General features: G+C 71.4%; 22 protein-coding genes and 3 pseudogenes. 9 read left to right on the top strand and 16 right to left on the bottom strand.

The annotated features are described in order from the left end of the window. Nucleotides 1–95 precede the first annotated feature (95 nt). Entirely contained in the window at nt 96–1,508 is a 1,413-nt protein-coding gene (lpdA, locus tag ACQPXS_RS43720) for a dihydrolipoyl dehydrogenase (RefSeq protein WP_433456217.1), read from the top strand. 36 nt (nt 1,509–1,544) lie between these two features. Here the strand turns inward: lpdA and ACQPXS_RS43715 are convergent. Further along, nucleotides 1,545–1,811, bottom strand: a pseudogene (locus ACQPXS_RS43715) (hypothetical protein); the annotation flags it as partial. Nucleotides 1,812–1,842: 31 nt separating this feature from the next. Here ACQPXS_RS43715 and ACQPXS_RS43710 point away from each other — a divergent pair. After that, a complete protein-coding gene (locus tag ACQPXS_RS43710; RefSeq protein ID WP_433456215.1) occupies nt 1,843–2,493 on the top strand; it encodes a substrate-binding domain-containing protein in 651 nt (216 codons plus the stop codon). Between the two features lie 55 nt (nt 2,494–2,548). On the opposite strand, the gene ACQPXS_RS43705 is transcribed toward ACQPXS_RS43710, so the two are convergent. The 3 genes from ACQPXS_RS43705 to ACQPXS_RS43695 all read right to left on the bottom strand — a co-directional run bounded on the left by ACQPXS_RS43705 (nt 2,549) and on the right by ACQPXS_RS43695 (nt 6,686). Continuing rightward, the gene (locus tag ACQPXS_RS43705) at nt 2,549–4,666 is read right to left on the bottom strand and encodes a SpoIIE family protein phosphatase (RefSeq protein ID WP_433455027.1); all 2,118 of its coding nucleotides are present in this window, start codon (nt 4,664–4,666) and stop codon (nt 2,549–2,551) included. A 200-nt stretch (nt 4,667–4,866) separates the two neighbouring features. Then, nucleotides 4,867–6,099: an MFS transporter gene (locus ACQPXS_RS43700; RefSeq protein ID WP_433455026.1), complete on the bottom strand. Its 1,233-nt coding sequence runs from the start codon at nt 6,097–6,099 to the stop codon at nt 4,867–4,869. After that, the gene (locus ACQPXS_RS43695) at nt 6,096–6,686 is read right to left on the bottom strand and encodes a helix-turn-helix domain-containing protein (RefSeq protein WP_433455025.1); all 591 of its coding nucleotides are present in this window, start codon (nt 6,684–6,686) and stop codon (nt 6,096–6,098) included. Before ACQPXS_RS43695 ends, ACQPXS_RS43700 begins: the two co-directional genes overlap by 4 nt. Here ACQPXS_RS43695 and ACQPXS_RS43690 point away from each other — a divergent pair. Next, nucleotides 6,685–7,206: an N-acetyltransferase family protein gene (locus ACQPXS_RS43690; RefSeq protein ID WP_433455024.1), complete on the top strand. Its 522-nt coding sequence runs from the start codon at nt 6,685–6,687 to the stop codon at nt 7,204–7,206. The genes ACQPXS_RS43695 and ACQPXS_RS43690 overlap by 2 nt on opposite strands. Nucleotides 7,207–7,232: 26 nt before the next feature. On the opposite strand, the gene ACQPXS_RS43685 is transcribed toward ACQPXS_RS43690, so the two are convergent. Further along, entirely contained in the window at nt 7,233–8,603 is a 1,371-nt protein-coding gene (locus ACQPXS_RS43685; protein ID WP_433455023.1) for a HEAT repeat domain-containing protein, read from the bottom strand. A gap of 112 nt (nt 8,604–8,715) precedes the next feature. Here ACQPXS_RS43685 and ACQPXS_RS43680 point away from each other — a divergent pair, with 112 nt between their 5' ends. From ACQPXS_RS43680 to ACQPXS_RS43670, 3 genes are all read left to right on the top strand, one after another. Next, nucleotides 8,716–9,216 (top strand): winged helix-turn-helix transcriptional regulator, encoded by a 501-nt coding sequence (locus ACQPXS_RS43680; protein WP_433455022.1) that lies wholly within the window; start codon nt 8,716–8,718, stop codon nt 9,214–9,216. An 85-nt stretch (nt 9,217–9,301) separates the two neighbouring features. Beyond that, the gene (locus tag ACQPXS_RS43675) at nt 9,302–9,808 is read left to right on the top strand and encodes an SRPBCC family protein (RefSeq protein WP_433455021.1); all 507 of its coding nucleotides are present in this window, start codon (nt 9,302–9,304) and stop codon (nt 9,806–9,808) included. Further along, nucleotides 9,808–10,866, top strand: a complete 1,059-nt coding sequence (locus ACQPXS_RS43670; RefSeq protein WP_433455020.1) for an LLM class flavin-dependent oxidoreductase — start codon at nt 9,808–9,810, stop codon at nt 10,864–10,866. Before ACQPXS_RS43675 ends, ACQPXS_RS43670 begins: the two co-directional genes overlap by 1 nt. 183 nt (nt 10,867–11,049) lie before the next feature. Here the strand turns inward: ACQPXS_RS43670 and ACQPXS_RS43665 are convergent, their stop codons facing one another. The 9 genes and pseudogenes from ACQPXS_RS43665 to ACQPXS_RS43625 all read right to left on the bottom strand — a co-directional run bounded on the left by ACQPXS_RS43665 (nt 11,050) and on the right by ACQPXS_RS43625 (nt 19,652). Further along, nucleotides 11,050–12,285 carry an RNA polymerase sigma factor gene (locus ACQPXS_RS43665; RefSeq protein ID WP_433455019.1) on the bottom strand — a complete coding sequence of 412 codons (1,236 nt, stop codon included), beginning with the start codon at nt 12,283–12,285 and terminating at the stop codon, nt 11,050–11,052. Continuing rightward, the gene (locus ACQPXS_RS43660) at nt 12,272–12,613 is read right to left on the bottom strand and encodes a YciI family protein (protein ID WP_365328740.1); all 342 of its coding nucleotides are present in this window, start codon (nt 12,611–12,613) and stop codon (nt 12,272–12,274) included. Before ACQPXS_RS43660 ends, ACQPXS_RS43665 begins: the two co-directional genes overlap by 14 nt. A gap of 96 nt (nt 12,614–12,709) precedes the next feature. Continuing rightward, the gene (locus ACQPXS_RS43655; RefSeq protein WP_433455018.1) at nt 12,710–13,972 is read right to left on the bottom strand and encodes an FAD-dependent oxidoreductase; all 1,263 of its coding nucleotides are present in this window, start codon (nt 13,970–13,972) and stop codon (nt 12,710–12,712) included. A gap of 124 nt (nt 13,973–14,096) precedes the next feature. Continuing rightward, nucleotides 14,097–14,756 (bottom strand): flavin reductase family protein, encoded by a 660-nt coding sequence (locus ACQPXS_RS43650; protein ID WP_433455017.1) that lies wholly within the window; start codon nt 14,754–14,756, stop codon nt 14,097–14,099. A 66-nt stretch (nt 14,757–14,822) separates the two neighbouring features. Beyond that, entirely contained in the window at nt 14,823–15,839 is a 1,017-nt protein-coding gene (locus ACQPXS_RS43645) for a cytochrome c oxidase assembly protein (protein ID WP_433455016.1), read from the bottom strand. Nucleotides 15,840–15,992: 153 nt separating this feature from the next. Beyond that, nucleotides 15,993–16,187 (bottom strand): annotated as a pseudogene (locus ACQPXS_RS43640) (diflavin oxidoreductase); the annotation flags it as partial. Nucleotides 16,188–16,306: 119 nt separating this feature from the next. Next, on the bottom strand, nt 16,307–16,864 hold the full coding sequence (locus ACQPXS_RS43635) for a lamin tail domain-containing protein (protein WP_433455015.1): 558 nt from the start codon (nt 16,862–16,864) through the stop codon (nt 16,307–16,309). A 360-nt stretch (nt 16,865–17,224) separates the two neighbouring features. After that, nucleotides 17,225–18,889 (bottom strand): alkaline phosphatase family protein, encoded by a 1,665-nt coding sequence (locus ACQPXS_RS43630; RefSeq protein WP_433455014.1) that lies wholly within the window; start codon nt 18,887–18,889, stop codon nt 17,225–17,227. 211 nt (nt 18,890–19,100) lie between these two features. Then, on the bottom strand, nt 19,101–19,652 hold the full coding sequence (locus tag ACQPXS_RS43625) for a YciI family protein (RefSeq protein ID WP_433455013.1): 552 nt from the start codon (nt 19,650–19,652) through the stop codon (nt 19,101–19,103). Between the two features lie 247 nt (nt 19,653–19,899). Between ACQPXS_RS43625 and ACQPXS_RS43620 the strand changes: the two genes are divergently transcribed. Continuing rightward, the gene (locus ACQPXS_RS43620) at nt 19,900–20,553 is read left to right on the top strand and encodes a class I SAM-dependent methyltransferase (protein WP_433455012.1); all 654 of its coding nucleotides are present in this window, start codon (nt 19,900–19,902) and stop codon (nt 20,551–20,553) included. A 33-nt stretch (nt 20,554–20,586) separates the two neighbouring features. Here ACQPXS_RS43620 and ACQPXS_RS43615 read toward each other — a convergent pair whose 3' ends face one another. Continuing rightward, complete coding sequence (locus tag ACQPXS_RS43615) at nt 20,587–21,237, bottom strand: HAD family hydrolase (protein ID WP_433455011.1); 651 nt, start codon at nt 21,235–21,237, stop codon at nt 20,587–20,589. Between the two features lie 92 nt (nt 21,238–21,329). On the opposite strand from ACQPXS_RS43615, the pseudogene ACQPXS_RS43610 reads away from it, so the two are divergent. Continuing rightward, nucleotides 21,330–21,605 (top strand): annotated as a pseudogene (locus tag ACQPXS_RS43610) (PIG-L deacetylase family protein); the annotation flags it as partial. 79 nt (nt 21,606–21,684) lie between these two features. Beyond that, nucleotides 21,685–21,978 (top strand): hypothetical protein, encoded by a 294-nt coding sequence (locus ACQPXS_RS43605; protein ID WP_433455010.1) that lies wholly within the window; start codon nt 21,685–21,687, stop codon nt 21,976–21,978. A gap of 77 nt (nt 21,979–22,055) precedes the next feature. Here the strand turns inward: ACQPXS_RS43605 and argS are convergent, their stop codons facing one another. Beyond that, nucleotides 22,056–23,717: an arginine--tRNA ligase gene (argS, locus tag ACQPXS_RS43600; protein WP_433455009.1), complete on the bottom strand. Its 1,662-nt coding sequence runs from the start codon at nt 23,715–23,717 to the stop codon at nt 22,056–22,058. Between the last annotated feature and the right edge of the window lie 35 nt (nt 23,718–23,752).

The raw sequence follows: 23,752 nt of genomic DNA, 5'->3' as shown, positions 1-23,752 counted from the left end.
CACCACCGCCGAGAGGAGCCACCTGTTTGCCGCCGGCGTCGAACGGGGAACTCTGGCCGGAGCCCGAACGCGTCCCACTGCAGGAGGCATCGATGGTGGACCAGCAGGACGACCGCTTCGACGTGGTGGTACTCGGTGCCGGCCCCGGTGGCTATGTGGCCGCGATCCGCGCCGCCCAGCTAGGCAAACGCGTCGCCGTCGTCGAGCAGAAGTACTGGGGCGGCATCTGTCTGAACGTGGGCTGCATCCCGACCAAGGCCCTGCTGCGCAACGCCGAGCTCGCGCACATCGTCACCCGCGAGGCGAAGACCTTCGGCATCCGCGTCGACGGGCAGGTGTCCTTCGACTACGGCGAGGCGTTCCGCCGCAGCCGCAAGGTCGCCGACGGCCGGGTCAAGGGCGTGCACTTCCTGATGAAGAAGAACAAGATCACCGAGATCGACGGTCACGGCACCTTCCTCGACCCGCACACCCTCCGGGTGTCCGGCTCCGACGGCGACACGCGCACCATCGGATTCGACCACTGCATCATCGCCACCGGCGCCACACCCAAGCTGCTGCCCGGCACCCGGCGCAGCTCCCGCGTGGTCACCTTCGAGGAACAGATCCTCGCCGAGGACCTGCCGCAGTCGATCATCATCGCGGGCGCCGGCGCGATCGGCGTCGAGTTCGCCTACATCCTGCACAGCTACGGCGTGAAGGTCACCATCGTCGAGTTCCTGGACCGGCTCGCCCCGCTGGAGGACGCCGAGGTCTCCGCCGAACTCGCCAAGCAGTACCGCAGGCTGGGCATCGACGCGCTCACCTCCACCCGCGTCGACTCCATCGACGAATCCGGCCCCCGGGTCCGGGTCACGGTCACCGGGAAGGACGGCTCGCCGCAGGTCCTGGAGGCCGACAAGGTCCTCCAGGCGCTCGGTTTCGCCCCGAACGTGAGCGGCTACGGCCTGGAGAACACCGGCGTGCAGGTCTCCGAGCGCGGCGCGATCGACGTCGACGGCCACTGCCGTACGAACGTCCCGCACTTCTACGCCATCGGCGACGTCACCGCGAAGCTGATGCTGGCGCACGCGGCCGAGGCGATGGGTGTGATCGCCGCCGAGACGATCGCGGACGCGGAGACCATGGAACTGGACTACGCGATGATCCCGCGGGCCACCTTCTGCCAGCCGCAGATCGCCAGCTTCGGCTACACCGAGGCGCAGGCACGCGAGCTGGGCTACGACGTCAAGGTGGCGAAGTTCCCGTTCACCGCGAACGCCAAGGCGCACGGCCTCGGCGACGCCACCGGCTTCGTGAAGCTGATCAGCGACGCGAAGTACGGCGAGCTGGTCGGCGGGCACCTCATCGGCCCGGACGTCACCGAGTTGCTGCCCGAGCTGACCCTGGCCCAGCAATGGGACCTCACCGTCCATGAGATCGCCCGCAACGTGCACGCCCACCCGACGCTCGGCGAGGCGATCCAGGAGGCGGTCCACGGCCTGGCCGGGCACATGATCAACCTGTGACGGACGCCGGCACATCGCGCCTCGCGCGCCGAGGTCTCAGGCAGTGGCCTGGGGCTGGGTGGGGCTGAGGTAGTGCACGGCGGTCTGGTCGGCGTGCGGGGCGAGCAGACCCCGCAACTCGTCGGCCGCGACCTTGAGGAGGTCGCCGTCACGGTCCGCGCGGAGGGTTTCGAGGACGAACGCGACGTGTGCGGAGTCCTCGGTGACGCGGGTGCGGTGGGCGTCGCGGTGGTTCCAGTGGCGGGTGAGGACGCCGGTGGCGTCGGCGTAGACGACCTCGCCCGGCTTGGGATGCTCGACGGTCCACCATCTGCGCAACCTGCTGGACCGCCGGGTGGACGGCATCATCGTCACCGGCCGCCGCACGGACGCGCGTGCCCCGTTGACCGGTGTCACGGGCCTGGAGTCCACCCCGGTGGTCTACGCGCTGTCCCCCTCCACCGACCCCGCGGACACGTCGGTGGTCTCCGACGACCGGGGTGGAGCCCGGCTGGCGATGGAGCACCTCCTGGCCACCGGCCGTACCCGCATCGCCCACGTCACCGGCCCTGAGCACCACGCCGCCGCCCGCGACCGCGCCCGCCACGCCGTGGAACACCTGGAGGCCGCCGAACTCGGCCTGTCGACGGGCCGCGTCCACTTCGGCGAGTGGAGCGAGGCCTGGGGCCGCCGCGCCGCCGACGCGGTGCTGCGCACGGCCCCGGACACCGACGCGTTCTTCTGCGGCAACGACCAGATCGCCCGGGGCGTGGCCGACGCCCTGCGCGAACGCGGTGCGGACGTCCCCGGCGAGATCGCCGTCGTCGGCTACGACAACTGGGACACGATGGCGCTGGCCAGCCGTCCTCCGCTCACCACGATCGACATGAACCTCGCCGAGATCGGGCGGGTCGCGGCGCTGCGTCTGCTGGAGGCCATCGACGCGGACGCGACGCCCGGGATGCACACGGTGCCGTGCCGACTGGTGGTGCGGGAGTCGACCTGAGAGACCTCGGCTGACACACGGCCATGCCAGGCATGACCGACGCGCCGAACGGACATCACGGCTCGTGACCCAGGAAGTGCAGTACGAGCAGGGCGAGGTCGTCGGTGCGCTGCCGCCGGGTGCCGGTTGCCCCGACCAGGGTGTCGATGAGTGCCTCCAGGTCCCTGTCGTCCGCCTGGGCGAGATGGCGCGTGAGGGCGGCGATGGAGTCGTCGAGGTCGACTCCCGGCACTTCGATCAGGCCGTCGGTGTAGCAGGTGAGCATCAGCCCAGGAGCGAGCGGAACCTCGGTCACGGGGAAGGCGGCGTCCGCGCAGATGCCGAGGAGGGGCCCGGGAGACACCTCCAGGGGCCGCGTGTCGCCGCCGGGCAGGCGCATGATCGGTGGCGGATGTCCGGCGCTGGCCAGGGTCACGCTGCCGACGGCGAAGTCGAGGCGGGCGTACAGGCAGCTGGTGAAGAGGTCGGGAGCGAGATCCGTGAGGAGCCGGTTGGTAGCGGCGAGCACCCGGTCCGGGGTGCCGAGGGTCGAGTGGGCGTGGACGGCGGTGCGGACCTGCCCCATGAGGGCGGCCGCGGCCGCGTCGTGCCCCTGGACGTCGCCGATGACGGCCGCGACTGAGGTTGCGCTGAGCGTGATGAGGTCGTAGAAGTCTCCACCGATGTCCATGCCCCGGGTGGCGGGCAGATAGCGGGCGGCGGTCCGCAGGCCGGGGACGACGGGAAGAGCCGGCGGGAGCAGCGCCTGCTGGAGGTTGTGGGCGAGGTCGTGCTTGGCGTCGTAGAGACGGGCGCGGTCCAGGGCCTGGCCGACGAGGCCGGCGAGCGAGGTCAGGACGGCACGGTCCTCGGCCGTGAACTCGTGGGGCCGGTCGTAGGACAGGATGCAGCAGCCGACGGGCCTGCCGGAGACGATCAGCGGCAGGAAGGCCCAGGCCTGTTTGCCGCTGATCTGCGAGGACTCGGGATAGACGCGCCGCAGTTCCTCGGGATGGGAGAAGAAGGCGGGGATGCCCCGGGCGAGGACCTGCCCGGCCGGGGTGAAGGTGGTGTCGAGGGGCAGTCCGTCGAGGCGTTCGATGCTGTCGGCGTCGTACCCGCGGTGTCCGGTGATCCGCAGCCGCCCGGCTTCCGCGGCGGACAGAACCAGTCCCTGGGCTCCGAAGGCGGGCATGATCTGGTCGGCGACGAGGTTGATGACGTCCTGGACACCGACCACCTCCGTCAGCCCCGCGGCGAGGTGCATCAGCTGGTAGATGCGGCCCGCCCGGGCCGGTGCGTCGGTGCGCGCCGTACGGGGGCGTGCCGGGGTGGAGGGGCGCTCCACCCCGGCACGCACGATACGGACGCTGATGCCGCTGGCGTCCGGATACAGATGGAAGTCCAGCCAGCAGTCCGGCGGACGGCAGGCCGTGAAGACGACGGGCTCCCGGCTGATGACCGCAGCGCGGTAACGGTCCTCGTACGTCGGATCGTCCAGCCAGCGCAGGGACTGCCACGGCAGCGTGCCCAGCAGTTCGTCGGCGCCCCGGCCCAGCAGTTCACAGGCACCGGAGCTCAGGTAGGTGAAGTGCCCCTCCAGGCTCAGGGCGCAGCTGCCGCCCGGCAGTCGCTCCACGAAGTCCGCGGCGGCCAGAGGGGGACCCGCGGCCGGGCGGGCCGCTCCGGCGGGGAGGGTGCGCGGGACGTCCCGCGGGGCCGGAAACCGTCCGTGGGCGACGCCCTCCTCGAGCAGCCTGGCCAGCCGTCCGCAGCTGGACATGATGTGTCCTCGCTCCCGCTGCGTCATGTGCGCCGGACGGGTGGCTGGCCACATCAGCAGCAGGGCTCCCCACCGGCGCACACCGGCGACCGGGGCGGCGGCGATCGCGAGCGGGTACGGCAGCGCCATCGCGGTGCGCGGATAGCGGCAGGCCGTCTCCTCCGGGGCCACCCACACCAGGTGATCCTCACGCACCGCGTCGGCCACGGGCGCCGGAGCGGTCAGCGGGACCCTCACCCACGGCGCCGCGAACTCGACCGGGGCCCCGTACAGCACGTCCAGGAACAGCTGTTCTTCGTCGGGGGTGAGGAGGTAGAGCCCGCCGATGGCCGCACCCGTCCGGCGCACGGCGTCGGCGAACGCGGCATCGAGCGCCTCCGCGTCCGCTGCCCCAGCACCAGCACTGGTCACAAGACGCCTCCAGCCTGGCAGCCGTGACTCCTCGAACGTCACGCGGAGGGGCCTCCGACCGGGCAGCGCGGGTCGGCACGCCGGCTGCACCCGCCCCCTCCTATGGGGACGGTACGCCCCCGGGCGACGATCGGCACGCCGTCGCCGCCCACCCGATGGCCACCGTGCCGGCACACAGCCGTATGCGGCCCGGGAGTTCATCAGGTCGTTGATCCGCCCACTCGCTCCCGCTCCGGTGCTTGCGGATCGCGTCGCAGAGTCCGGCCGGTGCGCCCGGCCTTGACGTCCGCGAGCGCGAGGGCGGCGGCGAGGAGCAGCGCGGTGAGGGCGGTGAGGGCGGTTCCCTGCCAGCCGAGGGTGTCGAGCAGGGGTGCGGCGAGTGCGGTGCCGAGGGCTCCGACCGTGAAGTACAGCACCAGATAGACGCTGTTGAGGCTGCCGGAGCGGTGCGGGTCGAGCGCGATGATGCTGCTGAGGTTGGCGGCCTGGGCAGCGAAACAGCCGGCGTCGAAGAGGGCGAGGCCGAGGGCGGTGACCGGCGGGGTGTTCAGGCCGGTGGCCAGCAGCGCGGTTCCGGCGGCCGCGGCCAGGATGGCGGCGATGATCACCGTGGCCGGGGTGTGGCGGTCGGCGAGTCGGCCGGTGAGCGGGAGGGCGCCGAAGCCCAGGAGCCCGGCCAGGCTGTACAGGCCGATGGTGGTCGGGCCGAGGGAGTACGGAGGCTCGGCCAAGGCCAGGGCGAGAGCGACCCAGATGATGTTGAAGGCGAAGTACCACAGTCCGCCCATGACCACCGCGCGGCGCAGCTTGGGGAACCGGCGCGGCAATGGAGGCAGTGACAGCAGAGCGGCGCGGTAACTGCGGTCGGCGGCAGGCCGTTCCCCGGGCAGGAGCGCGGCCGCGGCGATCGCACCGAGCAGGGCGAGCACCGCGAAGACGAGAAGCATCCGGCGCCATCCCAGCATGTCGGTGAGCGCTCCTCCCACCAGGCGGCTGAGCAGGATGCCGGCCGACATACCGGCGGACACCGCGGCGACGCCGGTTCCGCGGCGCCCGGGCGGGGCGAGGCGTCCCGCGATGGTGCTTCCCTGGGCCGCGACACTGGCGGCCGCCCCGACGAGCAGGTACGCGGCCAGGAGTACGACCGGTCCGGGTGCCGTCGCGGCGAGGGTGAGCGCGGCGGCCAGGGCGGTGAGCTGGACGGCCACCAGGCGGTTGGGGGCGAGGTGATCGGTGAGGGGAAGCAGGAGGGCGAATCCGGTCATGCAGCCGGTGAGGGCGGCGGTCGGTACGAGACCGATCACGGAGAGGGAAACGCCCAGTTCGGCGGCGACGGCCGTGAGCGCGGGCTGCACGGCGTAGTTGTTGGCGATCGCCGTCCCGGCTATGGAGGCGAGGAGCAGCGTGCCGCCTCGGGGAAGGGGGCGGGTCATGGCTGCGTGCCGCGGGTGAGGATCACCGCGTAACGGCACTCCGTGTCGGTGGCGTTGGCGAAGGCGCGCTCGGCGGGCTCGCCGAGTTCGATGGTGTCGCCCGCGTCGAGTTCGTGGACCGTGTCGCCGTCGTGGAAGGTCAGACGGCCCTCCAGGACCCAGACGACCTGTCGGACGAACGCGAAGGCGGCCGCCGGGTACGGCACCCGGGCGCCGGCGGGCAGGCGGATCTCGGCGACCTCGGCGGGAAAGTCCGGGCCGGTGATCTGGCGGCGCCGGTAGCCGGTGCCGGGGTCCCGCCACTCGGCCGTGTCCGTCCGGCGGCGCACGCATGCCGCGCTCGGGGAGCCGTCCGGCGTCCCTTCGGCCAGGGCCAGCAGGGAGGCGATGCTGAGCTGGAACGCGGCCGACAGCTTGCCCAGGACGACGGCGGTGGGGCTGCTCTCCCCGCGCTCGATGCGGCTGATCATGGCCTGCGACACACCGGAGACGTCCGCGAGCTGGGCCAGGGTCCACCGGCGCCGTTCGCGTTCGGTGCGGACTCGGGCAGCGATCCGCCCCACCAGCGGATCTACTATGTTGGACATGGATCCAATATACGAGAGACGCCCTGCGGCCGTCACGGTCCGCCGAGCCCTGCCCGGTGACGCGGAGGCCATCCGGGCCATCCGCAACCACGCGATCGAGCACTCCACGGCCCTGTGGACCCAGACCCCGCAGTCCTCCCCCGAGAGCGTCGCATGGCTCGCCACCCACCTGGAGCGGGGCTCGGCGTTCGTGGCCGAGACGGCGGGCGACGTGACCGGGTTCGCCGTCTACGGTCCCTGGCGAGTGCTGGACGGATACCGTTACACGGTCGAGGACTCGGTCTACGTCCGCGAGGACCGGCACGGGCTCGGCATCGGCTCCGCACTGCTGGCGGCCCTGATCGACTCGGCGGGCGCTGCCGGTCACCACGTCATGATCGCCGGCATCGAAGCCGGGAACACCGCGTCGATCCGGCTGCACGAACGGTTCGGGTTCCAGCATGTCGGCACCGTGCCGGAGGTGGGCACTAAGTTCGGCCGATGGCTCGACCTGACGCTCATGCGACTGCCCCTCACCTGAGCCGCGCGAGACCGGATTCGGCTGCGTCACGCGGGCAACGCTCCGGCGGGATGGCCGTGCTCCCGGCCGCACGCCGTGAGAGCGAGGACTCCGCAGCCCTCGATCCTGGTGTTCGCGCCGAGCGCCGCGGGATCGACCGACAGCCGAGCCGCGATGTCGTTGGCGTAGCAGGTGTCAGGGATCCGGAGTTCCTCCTTGACCTGGTGGTAGCGGGCGGTGAACGCTTCGGTGTCCGAGGCGCTCACGCCGTCGAAGGCGCCCTCGGGGAACCCGTCCTGGTGAGGCAGGAGATAGCCGGACTCGGCGGGGTGCGCGGGTCCTCGGTCACCGTGCTCCTCGGCGTCGTACGCGTCGTACTGGCGCACCACTTCTCCGGCTTCGGCGATGCACCAGGCCGTCCAGCCGTCGCCGCAGCTCATCCCGTACCACTGCGCGGCCCCGAAGCGGCGGCTCAGGTCGGCGCACCGCTGTCGCACGACCTGGTCGAGGGCCTCGTCCGGGTCCTCTGCCTCGTCGATCCGGTGCCTGTGCTCGGAGGAGTCGCCGAAGACCAGCGTCCAGCCTTCCAGGGCGGGGCTGACGAAGACCCGGGAGCAGCCGGAGTGCGGGCGGGTGCGCCGCCAGTCGTGGTGATCGTGGTTCCAGGCCGCCGCGCCGGTTCGAAGCGTGACCGGCTCGGGGTCGGCGAGGTCGAAGGCGTCCAGTACCGCGGCCTGGTCGGCGGTCCGCACCGCGTACCAGGACCCGCACAGGTGCATGCCTTCGGGAACCTCGGCCAAGAGCCTGATTCTCGTCAGCCGACGCCAGGCGTTCTGGTCCCCCGCGTCGAGAGCGGCGGGGCCCGCGGCGGCGGCAAGCGCCTCCAGAGCGCCGGCTCTCACCCTGGGCCCGGGTGCGGGACTACGACGCACGCGTCGCAGCTCGGGGACGGCCGCGGTGCCGATCGCCTGGAACGTCACGACCGCTCGCCGCCGGACCTCGGGTTCCGGGTCTCCGAGCAACGGGATCAGCCGGTCGACGAACCCCACCGCCGCCTCTCCTTGGGTCTGGAAGGCGAAGAGAGCAGTGCCGCGCACCGTCGGATGCGGGTGATCCAGCAGTGGTGCATAGACCCCCTGATCGCCCACCTCCAGCCGTCCCAGCGCCCATCCGGCTCTTCTCTCGATCTCGGGCGAGTCCGCCGTCCCGGCTGCGTCTGCCAGGGGGAGCAGAGCGGGCTCCCCGATCCGGCACAGCACGTTCGCCGAGACCGTCCACTCGACGGGGGACTGCTCGTCGCAGAGCACGTCCAGCACGGCGCCGACGACGGCCGCCCCCTGCTCCACCAGAGCATCGCGGGCCGACCGGGTCTGTTCCCAGGAACCGCAGAGTGCTTGTGTCAGCAGTCCTTTGTCCATGGCGGGCACCATAACCGGGGGCACCGACACTGGGGTTGGTGTGACCTGGCAGATCGAGCGACCCGCCATGACCCTGCTGAGTTTCTTCGCGAGACTGACTACCATCGGGAGCATGAAACGAACGTCCTTCGCCAACTGGCCGTGCTCCGTCGCGCGCACCCTCGACCTGCTGGGTGACCCCTGGACACCCCTCGTCGTGCGGGAGGCGTTCTACGGCATCCGCCGCTTCGACGAGTTCCGGCAGGAACTGGGGATCGCACGCAACACCCTCACCGACCGGCTGCGCCGTCTGGTGGACGAGGGGGTGCTGGAGAAGCGGCTCTACGAGAGCGAACCACCGCGCTACGACTACGTCCTGACGGAGAAGGGACGCGACCTCTTCACCGTGCTGGCCACCATGTCCCGATGGGGCGACCGGTGGCTGGCCGGCGACGAGGGCATCCCCGTGGTGTTCCACCACGATGCGTGTGACCACGACACCACGGCGGAGGTGGTGTGCTCCGTCTGCCGACGCCCCCTGACGGCCCAGGAGACGTCGATGCACATGGGACCCGGCTATCCCGAGCGGCTCAGGCGCCGGCCGGATGTCCAACGCCGGTTCGGTACGGCCTGATCAGGACTGCCTTCGCGCTCTTGACAGGGTAAGTCTTATGACGCAACGCTGATGCCACACCCTGACGGCAAGGAGGCCGGTTGACGTGGGGTGGACAGGCGCGCGCTACGCGGACAAACCCACGGTCGAGGTGCGTACCTGGATCGACGCCCCACCGGACCGGGTGTGGGGATTGGTCAGCGACATCGCCTTGATGCCGGCCATGAGCGAGGAACTCCAGTCCGTCGAATGGCTCGACGGCGCCGACGGACCCTCCGTGGGCGCCCGGTTCGTCGGCCACAGCAGGCACGAGGCGTTCGGCGAGTGGTCCACCACCTCGCATGTCATCGAGTGCGAACCCGGACGAGTCCTCGCCTGGGCGGTGCAGGACCCCGCCAGCCCCTCCGCGATCTGGCGCTTCCGCCTGCGGCCCGAGAACGGCGGCACGGAGCTGTCGCAGTGGATGCAGTTGGGCCCGGGACGCTCAGGGCTCTCCGACGCGATCGACCGGATGCCGGACAAGGAGCAGAAGATCGTGTTCGTACGACTGCGCGAGTTCGAGCGCAGCATCACCACGACCCTCGGCCACATCAAGAAGCAGGCGGAGGCGTGATGCGTACGGCCACCACGATCGAGGCGTCGGGCGGCGAGAACTGGGCCGAGCAGGCGGACTTCGTCGTCGAGGCGGAGAAGCTGGGCCTGGACATCTGCTGGGTCGCCGAGGCCTGGGGCTCCGACGCCCCCTCCGCGCTGGGCTACTACGCCGCGCTCACCGACCGGATGCTGCTGGGGTCCGGGATCATGCAGCTGGGCACCCGCACCCCGGCCGCCGTCGCGCAGACCGCCATCACGTTGTCCAACCTCTCCGGTGGGCGCTTCCTGCTGGGCCTGGGAGCCTCCGGCCCGCAGGTCATGGAGGGACTGCACGGGGTGCCGTTCGCCCGGCCGCTGCGCCGCATGCGGGAAACCGTGGAGATCGTCCAGCTGCTGCTGAGCGGCGACAAACTCTCCTACTCGGGGGCGGAGTTCACCATCCCGCTGCCCGGCGGCGAGGCGGTTCCCATGCGGCTGTCGATGCGGGCCGAGCACCCGGTCCCGCTGTACCTGGCCGCCCTGTCACCGGCCATGCTGCGGCTCACCGGGGAGGTCGCCGACGGCTGGCTGGGCACCAGCTTCGTACCCGAAGGCGCGGACGACGCCTACTTCACCCATCTCGACGACGGCCTGACCCGCGGCGGCCGTACCCGCGGAGACCTGGACGTCTGCCAGGGCGCCGAAGTCGCCTTCGCACCCGACGAGGAGGCGCTCGGCGCGATGACCGCCCGGCGCAAGAAGGAACTGGCCTTCAGCTTGGGCGGCATGGGCTCGGCGTCCACCAACTTCTACAACGACGCCTACAGCCGTCAGGGCTGGGCCGAGGTCGCCGCCGAGGTGCGCCGGCGATGGCAGGCCGGCGACCGGGACGGCGCGGCGGCGCTGGTGACCGACGAGATGGTGCTGGGTACGACGCTGATCGGTACCGAAGCCATGGTGCGCGACCGGCTCCGGGTGTGGCGCGCCGCCGGGGTGGACACCGTGCGCCTGTACCCGGCCGGGGAGACGCTGCACGCCCGGCTGGACACCCTGGCCAGGGCGATAGAGCTGGTGCGGGAGGTCGACGGCACGACGTGATGTGTCGGTGCCGTGGGCCGGTGGACCGGTTCACGCGAGCGGCGCGCACAACACCGGCTTACGGCGTACAGGATGCCGATGAAGTGGTGAGGACCGTCGTGTCACTGGAAGGAGACATCTCCGGCCGCTACCCTCCGGGCGCACCTCCGCTGAAGCAAGGCCCCCCTGAAGCACGTGTCACGTCTACGGCGTCAGGCGGGCGGTGAGCAGGGAGCGCTCGGCGGGATTGGCGGTGAGGCGGAGGGCCTGTCGGTCGGCCTCGATGGCCTCCGCGTCGCGGCCGAGGTCGCGCAGGAGTGCGGCCCGGGTGGCATGGAACAGGTGATAGCGTCCCAACTGATCACCCAAAGCCTCGACTTGGGCCAGCGCGACGGCCGGGCCGTCGGTGTGGCTGAGCACGATCGCACGGTTCAGGCACACCACCGGCGACGGGTCGACGGCCAGCAACATGTCGTAGAGGCGCAACAGTTGGGGCCAGTCGGTGTCCTTCCAGGTGGGTGCCTCGCAGTGCACGGCGGCGATGGCGGCCTCGACCTGGTACGGGCCCGGCCTGCCGAGCCCGGCGGCCCGCTCGATGAGGGCGGTGGCACTGCGGATGCGCCGGCTGTCCCACCGGGTACGGTCCTGGTCGGCGAGCGGAATGAGCCGCCCCTCGGGGTCCAGGCGGGCGGGCCAGCGGGCCGCGTGCAGACGGATCAGGGCGAGCAGGGCGAGGGGTTCCGGTTCCTGGGGCAGTGAGCCGGCGAGGAGGGCGGCGAGCCATTCGGCGTCGTCGACCAGTTCGCGCCGCACCCCCAGGTCTCCCCCGGTGGTGAAGCAGCCCTCGTTGAACACGAGGTAGACCACGCGCATGACCTGGGGCAGTCGTGCGGCGCGCTCCTCGGGCTCGGGCGCGCGGTAGGGGATGCCGGCGGTGGCGATCTTCTTCTTGGCCCGGGTCACCCGCTTGGCGAGGGTGGCCTCGGGCACCAGGAACGCCCGCGCGATCTCGGCGGTGGTCAGGCCCACGACGGCGCGCAGGGTCAGCGCGACCTGGGCGTCCGGGTCCAGCGCCGGGTGGCAGCAGGTGAAGATGAGCCGGAGGCGGTCGTCGGGCTCGCGCTCGGCCGACTCGGGCAGGGCCTCGATGCGGGCCGCGAGCTGCGGGAGGCGGTCCTGGAAGCGGGCCTCGCGGCGGATGCGGTCGAGGGCCCTGTTGCGCGCGCAGGTCAGGAGCCAGGCTCCGGGCCGCCTGGGCGGGCCGGTGCTCGGCCAGTGCCGCAGCGCCTCGACGACGGCTTCGCTGACCATCTCCTCGGCCAGGTCGAAGTCGCCGAGGAGGCGGACCAGGCTGGCGGTCAGCCGGCCCGCCTCCTCGCGGAAGACCCGCTCGATCAGCGACCGGGTGTCCCCGGCGCCTGCCGGGTCAGCGCTCGACAAGCGGACGCACCTCCACCTTGCCGTCCGGCACCGGGAAGCTCGCCGCCAGTTCCAGGGCGGCGTCCAGGTCGGGCACCTCGACGATCGCGTAGCCGCCGATCGCCTCCTTGGCCTCCAGCAGCGGGCGGTCGATCATGGTGGAGCGGCCCTCCTCGACCACGACCGTGGTCGCGGTGTCGGGTTCGCGGAGCTGCTGGGCGTCGACGATCGTCCCGTCGGCGCGGTGCTTGGTGAACCACTCCATGAGCCGGCCGTAGACCTCTCCGCGCTCCTCGTCGGAACCCTCTTCCTGCCAGGCGCCGCGCGTCAGCAGCAGTACGTACTTCATGGTGTCCTCCTTGGTCGTGTCTGCCGTCCACCTTCACGACGAACGAGCCGACGCCGACAGGACAGCAACGTCCCGGCAATTTCAGTCCGACCATTTTCATCCGACCGTTTCGGTGTCCGGCCGTGCCCGCCGGACGGCCGCTTCGGGCGGCCGTTCCTTGAGTGCGCCGTAGCCGATGAAGTACGCGGGCAGCCGGCGCACCCACCGTGACTCGGCGAGCAGCCGCGCCATGCGCCGGGCCCGCTGCTCCCGCCCGAGCGGTGGCCGGCCCTGCAGGACGGGAGCGATGAGGCGGGCGTGGGCCACTCGCTGGAGGGTCTGTGTGGCGACCGTGGTGGGACGGCGGCGGCGCTGCAGACGGCGTACGTCGCGCCGGTCCACCCTCCCCCGGCGCAGTGGCTCGGTGAGGTAGCGGGCGGCGGCCACGGCGTCCTGGACCGCGAGGTTGATGCCGATGCCGAAGATCGGGGACATCGCGTGCGCCGCGTCGCCGATGCACAGCAGGCCGGGTCGGTGCCAGCGGCGCAGGCGGTCCAGGCGTACCTCGAGGAGCTTGACCTCGTCCCATGAGCGCAGGGCGTGCGCGCGGTCGGCGATCCAGGGGACGGCCGCGGTGAAGTCGGCCCGGAAGCGGTCGAGGCCGGCGGCGCGGCGCCGGGCGTCGGTGCCCTTCGGGATGATCCCGGCGCACTGCCAGTAGTCGCCGCGGTCGATCATCGCGGTCAGGAAGCGGTCACCGGCGGCGCCGTAGAGCCCTTGCGGATCGCTGTCCCGGCGCGGCAGCCGGAACCACCAGGCGTCCATCGGGCAGGGGAAGCGGCGCAGGCGCAGCTCCGGGCGGGAACGGGCCAGTGAGCCGCGGCCGTCGCAGGCGACGGTGAGCAGGGCGCGCAACTCGCCGGTGCGGCCGTCGGCGGTGCGGTAGCGCACCCCGTTCACCCGTCCGGATTCGATCAGGAAGCCGGTCGCCTCCGTGTTCATCCGCAGCTCGAAGGACGGCTCGCGCCGGGCCTCGTCGGCGAGCAGGTCCAGCAGGTCCCACTGGGGCACCATCGCCACGTAGTTGTAGGGACCTGGCAGGACCGAGAGGTCCCCGACCTTGACCGCCGCGCCGTCGGTTCCGATGGGCAACTGGACGGTGCGGACCCGGCGTTGCGGCAGCTCGGCGAAGCGCTCGGCCAGACCGAGGTCGTCCAGCAGCGCCAGGGTGGAGGGGTGGACGGTGTCGCCGCGGAAGTCGCGCAGGAAGTCGCCGTGCTTCTCCAGCACCGTCACCGGGACACCGGAGCGGGCCAGCAGCAGAGCGAGCACCATGCCCGCGGGGCCGCCTCCGACGACGCAGCATGTGGTCTGTTCCATGGCGGTCTGCCCTTTCACGAGACCATCGGTTCACCTAATTCACCATTCGATGAATATCAGCCTACTCCTTCGGGCGGATTCCGGCCTCCCCCGGACCGCGCCACCGCGCCATGGGGCGAGGCACTCAGCGCACGGAGGCGACGGCGCCCCTGCTCGGCGTTTCGGAGACGCCGCTGTGCCCGAGCTCGGGGCCGAGTCCGAAGTAGTGCCGGAAGTTGTAGATCAGCGGGCTCCAGGCCGCGGGCTCGATGTGCTGGGTTCCGGGGACCACCAGGCGCGGGTCGGCGTGCACCTTCAGCACCCGGGCCTCGACGATCAGGAAGTCCCCGGCGGCGTCGGCGCCCACACGGGCGGCCCGCGCCTCCAGCTGGATCGGGCATTCGGCCACCCGCGGCGGGCGGACGGTGTGCGAGGCCTGGGCCCGGAAGCCGGCCGCCGCGAACTTGTCCGGCTCGTAGCGGGCGCGGCGCGGTCCGTGCCCGGCGGCCGCGGGCCGGCCGGTGAGCTCGCCCAGTCGCTCGACGGCCGCCCAGTGCCGGGGTTCGGGCAGGCTGATGACCAGCTCGGGCCGGGCCGCCAGGTTCGCTCCGGTCTGCCCCTGTCTGCCGAGCCCCAGCACCACGACCTGCCCGAGCGCCCAGGCCGACGAGATCGGCGCCAGGTTGAAGGTGCCGTCGGCGTTCTCGGTGCTCAGCAGCACGACGGGGGTGCCGAAGTAGAGGATGCTCGGGGTGATGGTCAGGTGGGTGCCGGTGTTCCCGGCCGGGTGCGGTGCGGTGTCCATGCGGGTGACGGTAGGGCGCCGACCGTTCGGCGGAAGCCGAACCGTGCACACGCGATCATGACAGGCTCACTTCTCCCGGTGCTGGCTGCGGATCCTCGCGGCCACCTCGTTCTGTTCGGTCTCCCACCAGGGGCGTACCCGTTCGGGAGCGGCCGCCTGGCCGGCGTCCGGGGACGGTGCCGTGACGGGAGCGAGTTCCGCGTCGAGGCGGCGGTCGAGGGCCGCGGTCTGGACCCGCTCCGCCCGCGCCCACTGGAACAGCAGCGCCAGCAGGAAGGGCAAGGCGACCAGCTCGGCGATGCTGAGCATCGCGCCGCCGCCGATCTGCTGGTCGTGCTCCACGTCCGGGGACCAGGTCGGCGCGTGGTGCAGGTACCAGGCGCCCGCGATCAGCGTGCTGTGTGTCATCACCACGACACCCGGGACCGCGTCGACGATGCCGTCCAGGAACACCAGCGCCGCCCGTACCGGGTGGGTGCACCAGGTGGGCAGCGCCGCTTCATGGGTCAGCACCGGTACGACGAACAGGCATCCGGCCGCCAGCAGGTGCAGATACATCAGTTCGTGCAGCCAGCCCACGCGCAGGGCGGTCTCGAAGTACGGCGTGAAGTACACCGTCAGCTCGGTGCCCAGCACCAGAGCCGTACTCACCAGCGGGAACGTCAGCACCTGTACCAGACGGCCGGACATGGCCCGGCGCACTCGTACGGCGGCCCCCTCCGGCAGTGCCTCGACGGCGAGCCGCAGCGGATCGCCGAGGGCCAGGCCCAGGGGTGCGACGAGGTCGAGGAGGATGTTCTGCACGGCGGCCGGCCAGAACAGCACGTGGTCGTAGACGGCCAGGGCGGACATCGTGGCCACCACCAGCGCGCCCAGGCCGAGCAGCGCGAACGCGGCGACCCGGGCCGGCGGCCAGGGCGTACCCCGCTCGCGCAGCCGCGCGACGCCCCAGCCGTAGAGCGCGCCCAGGGCGATGACCAGCAGCAGCGCGGGGACGTCCAGGTGCCAGTTGGACAGCAGACGCCCCGTGGTCAGCTCGGGGAGCTGGCCCGCCGACAGTTCGGTCGTCGCGTGACCATCCATGCAGATCGTCCTCCTTCGGCGCGACACGGAAGAACCGGCCCGGATCCGTAACGGGAAGACGCTAGTCCCCCACGGCCCGACAGCGGGCATCGGGGTGCCGCACGCCGGGGTGAAAAGCGGGGAGCGAGCGGGACCGGGCGCTGGTGCGGGCCGTCAGTACACGTCGCGTACGTACCGCTTCTCGGCGCCGAGCTGTTTGACGTATGCCGCCGCCTCCGCCTCGTCCAGGCCGCCGTGGACCATGGCGATCTCGCGGAGGGCCTGGTCGACGTCCTTGGCCATGCGGGAGGCGTCGCCGCAGACGTAGAAGTGGGCGCCGTCGCGGAGCCAGGACCACAGCAGGCGCCCGCCGCACAGGGCTTCTGGGCAGAGTGTGAGGGGCCGGCCCCGGACGGCGTGCGGCCGTCCGGGGCCGGCCCCGTGCAGGTGTGCCTTCAGCAGTGCACCCGGGGCCTCGGGCCGGCGGATCAGTGACGGTAGTCGCCGTGGTGGTAGTCACCGTGGTGGTACTCGCCGGCACCGAGGCGGTAGCGGCCGTGGCCGTGGTGCCATCCGGCCCCGTCGCGGCGGTCCATGTCCCAGCGGTGGCTGCGGCAGTCCCAGGAGACGGAGTCGACCAGGCGGCCGCGGTCGTCGCGCAGGGCCGCGGTGTCGGCGTTGAGATCCCACACGCGGTAACGGCGGTCCTGGTAGAGGTCGTTCCTGGTGTCGCGGCCGATCCCCGTGTGCACACGGACGGTGCCCCGGCCCTCGAGCCACACGTGGCGGAAGGTGTAGGTGTAGCCGTCCCGGTCGGACAGCGTCCAGCCGTTCAGGTTCATCCCCCGGCGGGAGTCGTTCGTGATGTCCACCCACTCCTTGTTCAGCGAGCGGTTGGAGCGGTAGTCCCGGCCCTGCCAGTCGTGCCGTACGCCGCTGATGTACACCTCCGCGTGGTGCATACGGCCCAGTTGGTGGCCGACGGCAGCGGCGGGGAGCGCCGCGGTGCCCACAATGGCTGCGGCCACGGCGGCGGCTGCGGTCATACGGCGGGCGGGAGAAGAAACGGACACTAGGTCCCCCTTCACGAGGGTGCGTGGTGGGAGTCGGCGACCGGTCGGCCGCACACGCACACCTTGCTACTTACGTCCCGATTTGTGCAGAAAACGCGAAGGAGATTACGGATCCTGCATGAATCTATGACTCTCGCCTGCAATGACCATTCATGTTCTGAATGCAGAAAGTTGAGGGCCGGTCAGCCGCGCGCGCCTTGAAAACACGAGCCTGAGGCAACCAACTCCTGATTCCGCCACCCCACGCGCCACCCAAGCCGGCCACCCGAAAGTGTGTAACAAGGCAGTACGCCATCCGGAGCAGGCGCCTGAGCGGCGCGGGGGTTCAGAGGGTCAGCGCACGGGAAGCGCCGGGGTGTGCTCGATACGGACGGCGTCCAGGTCCTGCGGGTCCAGGCCCAGCAGCCGCAGGATGGTCGGGGCGATCTGGGTCGTGTGCACCGGTCCGTCGAGGCGTACGCCGTGCGGGGCGGCGGCGCCGGAGACGACGAGCGGGACGTCGAGGTCGTCGGCGTGGGCGGCTCCGTGCTCGGCGATCTTGCCCTTGCCGCCCGTGTAGACGACGCCGTACTGGGCGACGCCGGCCAGGTCGGGCACGCGGGAGTCGCCCGGCCGGGCGTGGAAGTACCGTGCGGCGTCCGCACCCGCGTAGAGGGCCCGCAGACCGCTCGCGGTGAACGGCTTGGCCTTGCCGTCGATGTCGTTGCCCGTGCCGGACCGGGCGAGCAGGTAGTCCTTGGCGAAGCCGGTGGCGGCCGGGGAACGGTCGGTGAGCCAGATCAGCATGGCGTCGTCGTCCACCGCGTGGGCGACGAGGTCGCCGGAACCCGGGTGGGCGGATTTCCAGGCGGCGTTGAGGCCGTCGAACAGCGGGCCGTCGTCGATGCGGATCAGCGCCGTGGGGTCGGTGGGCGACTGTCCGTGCTTGGCGGACAGGATGACGGTGGTGCTGTCGGCGAGGTGCCGCTCGCGGAGTTCGGCGACGAACGCACCGACCTGCCGGTCGACGAAGTCGAGGTTCTTCACCACAAGGGGGCCGGGCACGCCCTTCGCCTGGTAACCGCCCGTCAGACCGTCGGAGGTGGGCAGTTTCTGGGCGGTCGAGACGGACTGGAAGTTCATGCCGAAGACCGCCGGGGTGCCGACCTTGTGGGTACGGCTGTGGTCGTAGCCGTCGATCTCGTTGAGCACGGCTTGCGCCTTGTACCCGTCGTACTGCTCGGTCGCGGCGTTGTCCTTCGTCCAGTCACCCGCGTCGTAGCCGATGGCCTTGCTGTTGATCTCGGGCGTGAACAGGTCCTGAATGCCGTTGCCGGAGGGACCGTCGAGGATGTCGTAGGCGGCGTGCTTGTCGGACCACGCGGTGCGCAGGCCGGCCGTGCGGACCACGTCGAAGACGGTGTTCACCCGCAGATAGGAGTGAGGGTAGAGCGGTCTGCAGGTCGTCGGGTCGACCGGCAGCTTCGACGGGTCGATGAGCCGGGCGGGGTCGCCGGTCATCTGCAGGATGCTGCCGGGCAGGCCGCTCAGGCCCTGACCGGCGTCGAGGGAGTCCTTGTTCCGGTCGAGGTCCTCGGTGAGGTCGACCTCGGCACCGGGCTTCGCGCCGGCGCAGTCGGTCGTGCCGGCCGGCAGGAGGGCGGAGCTGTAGGTGTCGTCGTAGTAGACGCCCGTGGTGCCCGGGTCGCCGCCTGTGAGCTGGCCGATCATCCCCGGGAAGGAGTCGGAGGGGTTGGTGGTCGCCGCGCGGGTGTACTGCACGCCGCCTGCGGTGAGCCCGGCGAGCGCCGAGTGGGGGTGACGGGCGATGTACCAGGCCAGGTCGGACTGGTGCAGACCGTCGACGGACAGCAGCAGGACGTGCCGGGCAGCCGGGTGCGGCTGGACGGAGGCGCGCGCCGGGCCGGGTGCGGCCGCGGCGGTGAGCGCACCGACCGCGGCCAGCGCGGCGGCAGCCGCCGTGACGGAACGTGCGGGGTGGGCCGGACGTCGGGACATGGCTTCTCCTCGGACTGTGTCGAGCCGGCGAGCGGGGTGCGCGTCGTGCACCGACATCCGAGAGGTGGAACATGTACGCCAGCGGAGCGTCATGCCGGGTCCAGCCCAAGAAACGCATCGGCCCGGGCAAAGACTTCCGTCCTTCTGACAGCCGCTCAGGTCGCAGCCGTCACGCAGAGAAGACGGCCCTGGCGGGGCCCCGCACGGCAGTTCATGATGGCCGTCCGCCGAACTGCCAGTCGTGGACCTCGATCTCGGCATACCGGTCCACGGTCAGCACGGCGCGTGCCGTGTCCGGGTCCGGGGCACGGAGCAGGGCTGCCGTACCCAGCCAGGTGTTGCCGTCGTCGGACAGCAGTGGTCCGTATGCGATCAGCTCGTCCCGGTCCGGCGGCACGGCGAGGTCGGCGGCCTGTCCCTGGCCGAGGCCGAGCACGAGGTACCGGCGGCCGCCGTTCCGCCCGCCGGGGAAGTCCCACATGGTGCGCCCCAGCATGTTGCGCCATCGGCGCAGCAGCACGTCACGGTACATGCCGGCCTGGTAGCCGGGCTCGTCGAAGGCGAACGCGCGGGCAGCGGCGGGATCGGGCAGGTCGACGATGTGCACGCTGCCGGTGGGCACTTCACCGTCACCGGTGAGGGTCGGACCGCGGGCGATCAGCTCCTTGTCGAACCGGTCCATGTACGACCAGTGCGCCTCCAGGAGCTCCATGCGCAGCGCCAGCGAGCCTCGCCGATCGCGGTGGTAGCAGAAGAATTCCATGCCCGCAGTCTGTCGGTGCCGGGGCACGACAGCACGGCGATTGTCTGTGAGAACGCTCTCGGTGGGCGCGCTCGGTCGTCAACGTCGGGGTCGGTAGCGGGTCCTATGAGTCGGCCAGTTCGACGTTCGCCCAACTCCCGTCGTCCGTGGTGGAACCGGCGATAGGAACCGGGGAGTCCGGCACGGCAAGGCGGTGATCTTCGTCGCGTCGGCGACTGATCCCCAAGGAGCCGTAGTGTTCCGGGACATGAGCCGTGACGCGACCAGCGAGCAGTTGCAGGGAATGGAGAGCACCGCCGGATACGGGCAGGCGGCCGAGGCGTTGGCCGAGCAGTACGAGAGCGTGACCTTCGCCGAGGTGCACCGCGAAGTGCTGCATCTGTTCCCCACCCGGCCGAGCACGGTGCTGGACGTCGGCGCGGGCAGCGGGCGCGACGCGACAGCGCTGGCTGCGCAGGGGCACCGGGTCGTCGCCGCCGAACCCACTGCCGAGCTGCGCGCGCTGGGCCGGCGCCGCCACGCCGACCAGCGGATCGAATGGACCGATGACGCGCTGCCCGAACTGCCCGGTCTGGTCGCGGCGGGGACCCGCTTCGACCTGATCCTGCTCACCGCGGTCTGGATGCATCTCGACGAGCGGCAACGCGCCCTCGCGATGGCCCGTCTGGCCGGCCTGCTCGCGGGCGGCGGCCGGATCATCCTCTCCTTGCGCCACGGCCCGGTACCGCAGGGCCGCCGCATGTTCCCTGTCACGGCGCAGGAGACGACCGGTCTCGCCCGCAGGCACGGCCTGGACCTCCTCCACCACGCCCAGCGGGAGGACCCGCACGGCCGTCCGGGAGTGTCCTGGACCTATCTCGGCTTCGAGCGCGACGAGGCATGTGACGTCACCGGAGGGTAGTCACCGTCATTCCTACGCCCAGTCGTCGAGGACTCACTGCTCGGCGATGAGTGCGGGCAGTTTGCGCATGTCGTGGAAGACGGTCGTGCCAGGGCCTTCGAGCCGTTCGGCCGGGGTGAGTCCGCCGGCGTACCCGAAGGCACGCATGCCGGCCGCGCGGGCGGCCAGGACGCCGGGCCGGCTGTCCTCGACCACCACACAGGCGGCGGGATCGACCCCCATGTGCCGGGCGGCATACAGGAACAGGTCGGGGGCAGGTTTGCCACGGGCGACCTCGGTGGCGCTGTAGATGCGGCCCGCGAACCGGTCGTAGAGCCCGGTACGGCCGAGGGTGTGGCGCATCTTGTCGTGGGACCCGCTGGAGGCCACGCAGGTCGGCAGAGCAATCGCGTCCAGCGCCTCGGGCAGTCCGTCCACCGGCGCGAGATCGGCGTTCACGGCCTCGCGGTGGAGCTGTTCGAACCGCTCCGCCCAGACCGCCGCGGTCTCCTCGCCCAGCCGGGCGGCGACCTGCTCACGGATGACGGCATGCGAGCGCCCGATGAAGCGCTCGACGACCTCCTCTTGGGTGAGCGGCCAGCCCAACTCCGCGCCGAGAGAGACCTGGACGCACGCCGCTATGCGCTCACTGTCGACCAGCACGCCGTCGCAGTCGAATATGACGAGCTCAATCGGCTTGATCATCCCGGCAGCATAGAGGGTCGGGTGCTCACCATGGCGTCCACCGGCCGGAGCAGCAAAGGCCGTTCGCGGGGTTCGTGGTCCAGGATGGACTCATGGCAACCGTCCTGGCCTTTCACGCCCACCCTGACGACGAGGTGTTTCTGACGGGAGGCACCCTCGCGCGGGCCGCGGCCGAGGGGCATCGTGTCGTGATCGTGGTCGCCACGGACGGGCTCATGGACGCCGTGCCGGATGGCGGAGCGCCGCGACTGGCGGAGCTTCGGGCGAGTGCTGCTCTGCTGGGCGTGCAGCGTGTGGTGCATCTGGGGTATGCGGACAGCGGCCACGGTGCGGTGCTCTATCCGGATCCGCCGGACCGGGCACGTTTCGTGCGGGCGGACCCGGAGGAGGCGGCCGGGCGGCTGGCCGCCGTCCTCCGCGAGGAAGGGGTGAACGTGCTCCTCGGCTATGAGGATCCCGCTGCGGCTCGACGAGGACCCGGTGCGCACCGCCTACACCTCGCGCGCGGCCATCACCCACACGGTGGATGTCCGGCGGTTCGCGGCACGGAAGCGGGCGGCTCTCGCCGCTCATCGTTCAGAGGTGTCGGGCACCGGTCGGATTGCTCCGGTGCTGAGGGTGCTGGTCCGGATTCCGGCCCCTGTCTTCGGGTGGCTGTTCGGCCGGGAGTGGTTCGTCGAGGCGTATGCGGCTCCGGCGCCGTCCGACGTCGTCGCCGACATCTTCCGACCGGTCGTCTAACAGCCGCCTGCCGGCCCCCGAGCATCTCCCTCCAACCGGCCTTCCGGCAGCGCCCGCCGAGCTGCGGACCGGGGGGCTCACATCCGTTCCGGCGCCGACACACCGAGCAGGCGCAGCCCGTTGCGCAGCACCAGCCTGGCGGCCTCCGTCAGCCACAGCCGGGCCCGGGTACGGTCGTCCGGGGTCTCGCCCGACCGCGGCAGGACCCGGCACGCGTCGTAGAAGCGGTGGTAGGTGCCGGCCAGCGCCTCCAGGTAGTGCGCCACGCGGTGTGGTTCGCGCAGTGTGGCCGCGGTGGTCACCACCTGCGGGAACTCGGCCAGTATGCCCAGCAGGTCCGCCTCGCGTCCGTGGGTGAGGAGGGCTGGGTCGAATTCCTCCGGGGCGCCCTTGTCGATCCCGGCTTCCCTCGCCTTGCGCAGTACGGCACAGGGCCGGGTGTGCGCGTACTGGACGTAGTGGACCGGGTTGTCGTTCGACTGCCGGGTCAGCAGGTCGACGTCCAGGTCGATCATCGCGTCCACGCTGGCCCGCGCCAGCGCATAGCGAGCGGCGTCGATGCCGACCGCCTCGGTGAGGTCGTCGAGGGTGAGGACCGTACCCGCGCGCTTGCTCATGCGGACCGGCCTGCCGTCCTTGACGAGGTTGACCAGTTGGCCGATGAGGATCTCCAGATGCCGGTCCGGGTCGTCGCCGAAACAGGCCGCCATCGCCCGCATCCGGCCGACATAGCCGGCGTGGTCGGCGCCGAGCATGATGACGACCCGTTCGAAGCCCCGGGACCGCTTGTTCAGGTAGTACGCGCAGTCCGCGGTGAAGTACGTCCACGAGCCGTCCCTCTTGACCAGCACCCGGTCCTTGTTGTCGCCGAAGTCCGTGGTGCGCAGCCAGAGTGCGCCGTCGGTCTCGTAGACGTGGCCGCCGTCGCGCAGCCGGGTGACGGCGGCGTCCAGGTCCCCCCGGTCGTGCAGGTCCTTCTCGTTGAAGTAGGTGTCGAAGTGGGTCCCGAACGCGGCGAGCGACGTCTTGATCTCGTCGAACATCAGCTCTGTGCCCACCGCCCGGAACACGGCGGAGGACTCGCTCTCCGGCAGGTCCAGGGCGCCGGGGTGGTGCCGCAGCACGGCGTCCGCGATCTCCTGGACGTACGCGCCGCTGTAGCCGTCCTCGGGCACTGGCAGGCCCTGCGCGGCGGCGAGCAGCGAGCGGACGAAGCGGTCGATCTGCACGCCGGCGTCGTTGAAGTAGTACTCCCGCGACACGTCCGCTCCCGCGGCCTCGAGCAGCCGGGCGAGGACGTCGCCCACGACCGCCCAGCGTGCCCCGCCGATGTGCACCGGGCCGGTGGGGTTGGCGGAGACGAACTCCAGGTTGAGCCGCAGGCCGCCCAGCCGGTCGGTGCGGCCGTAGGCGTCGCCGGCCAGGACGATGTCCCGGGCCAGGGCACCGATCGCCGCGGTCTCCAGCGTGATGTTGAGGAACCCGGGGCCCGCCACCTCGGCCTTCGCCACTCCGGTGGCCGCGCTCACCAGTGGCGCCAGTACCTCGGCGACGGCGCGGGCGGGCATGCCGGCGGACTTGGCGAGTTGCAGGGCGACGTTGGTCGAGTAGTCACCGTGGCCGCGGTGCCGGGGGCGCTCCACGCGGATCTCCTCGGGCACCTCTGCCGAGATGCGGCCGGACTGGATGGCCGTGTGGATGCCGTCGGAGACGACGGCCGCGAGATCTGCTGGAGTCACAGGGCCGACGCTAGCGGAGCCGTCGGCGCCTCTGA

The sequence above is a fragment of the Streptomyces sp. CA-142005 genome, from assembly GCF_050942335.1.
Classification (GTDB): Bacteria; Actinomycetota; Actinomycetes; order Streptomycetales; family Streptomycetaceae; genus Streptomyces.
The sequence above is the reverse complement of the archived record's forward strand: the minus strand, read 5'-3'. Positions and strand labels throughout refer to the sequence as shown.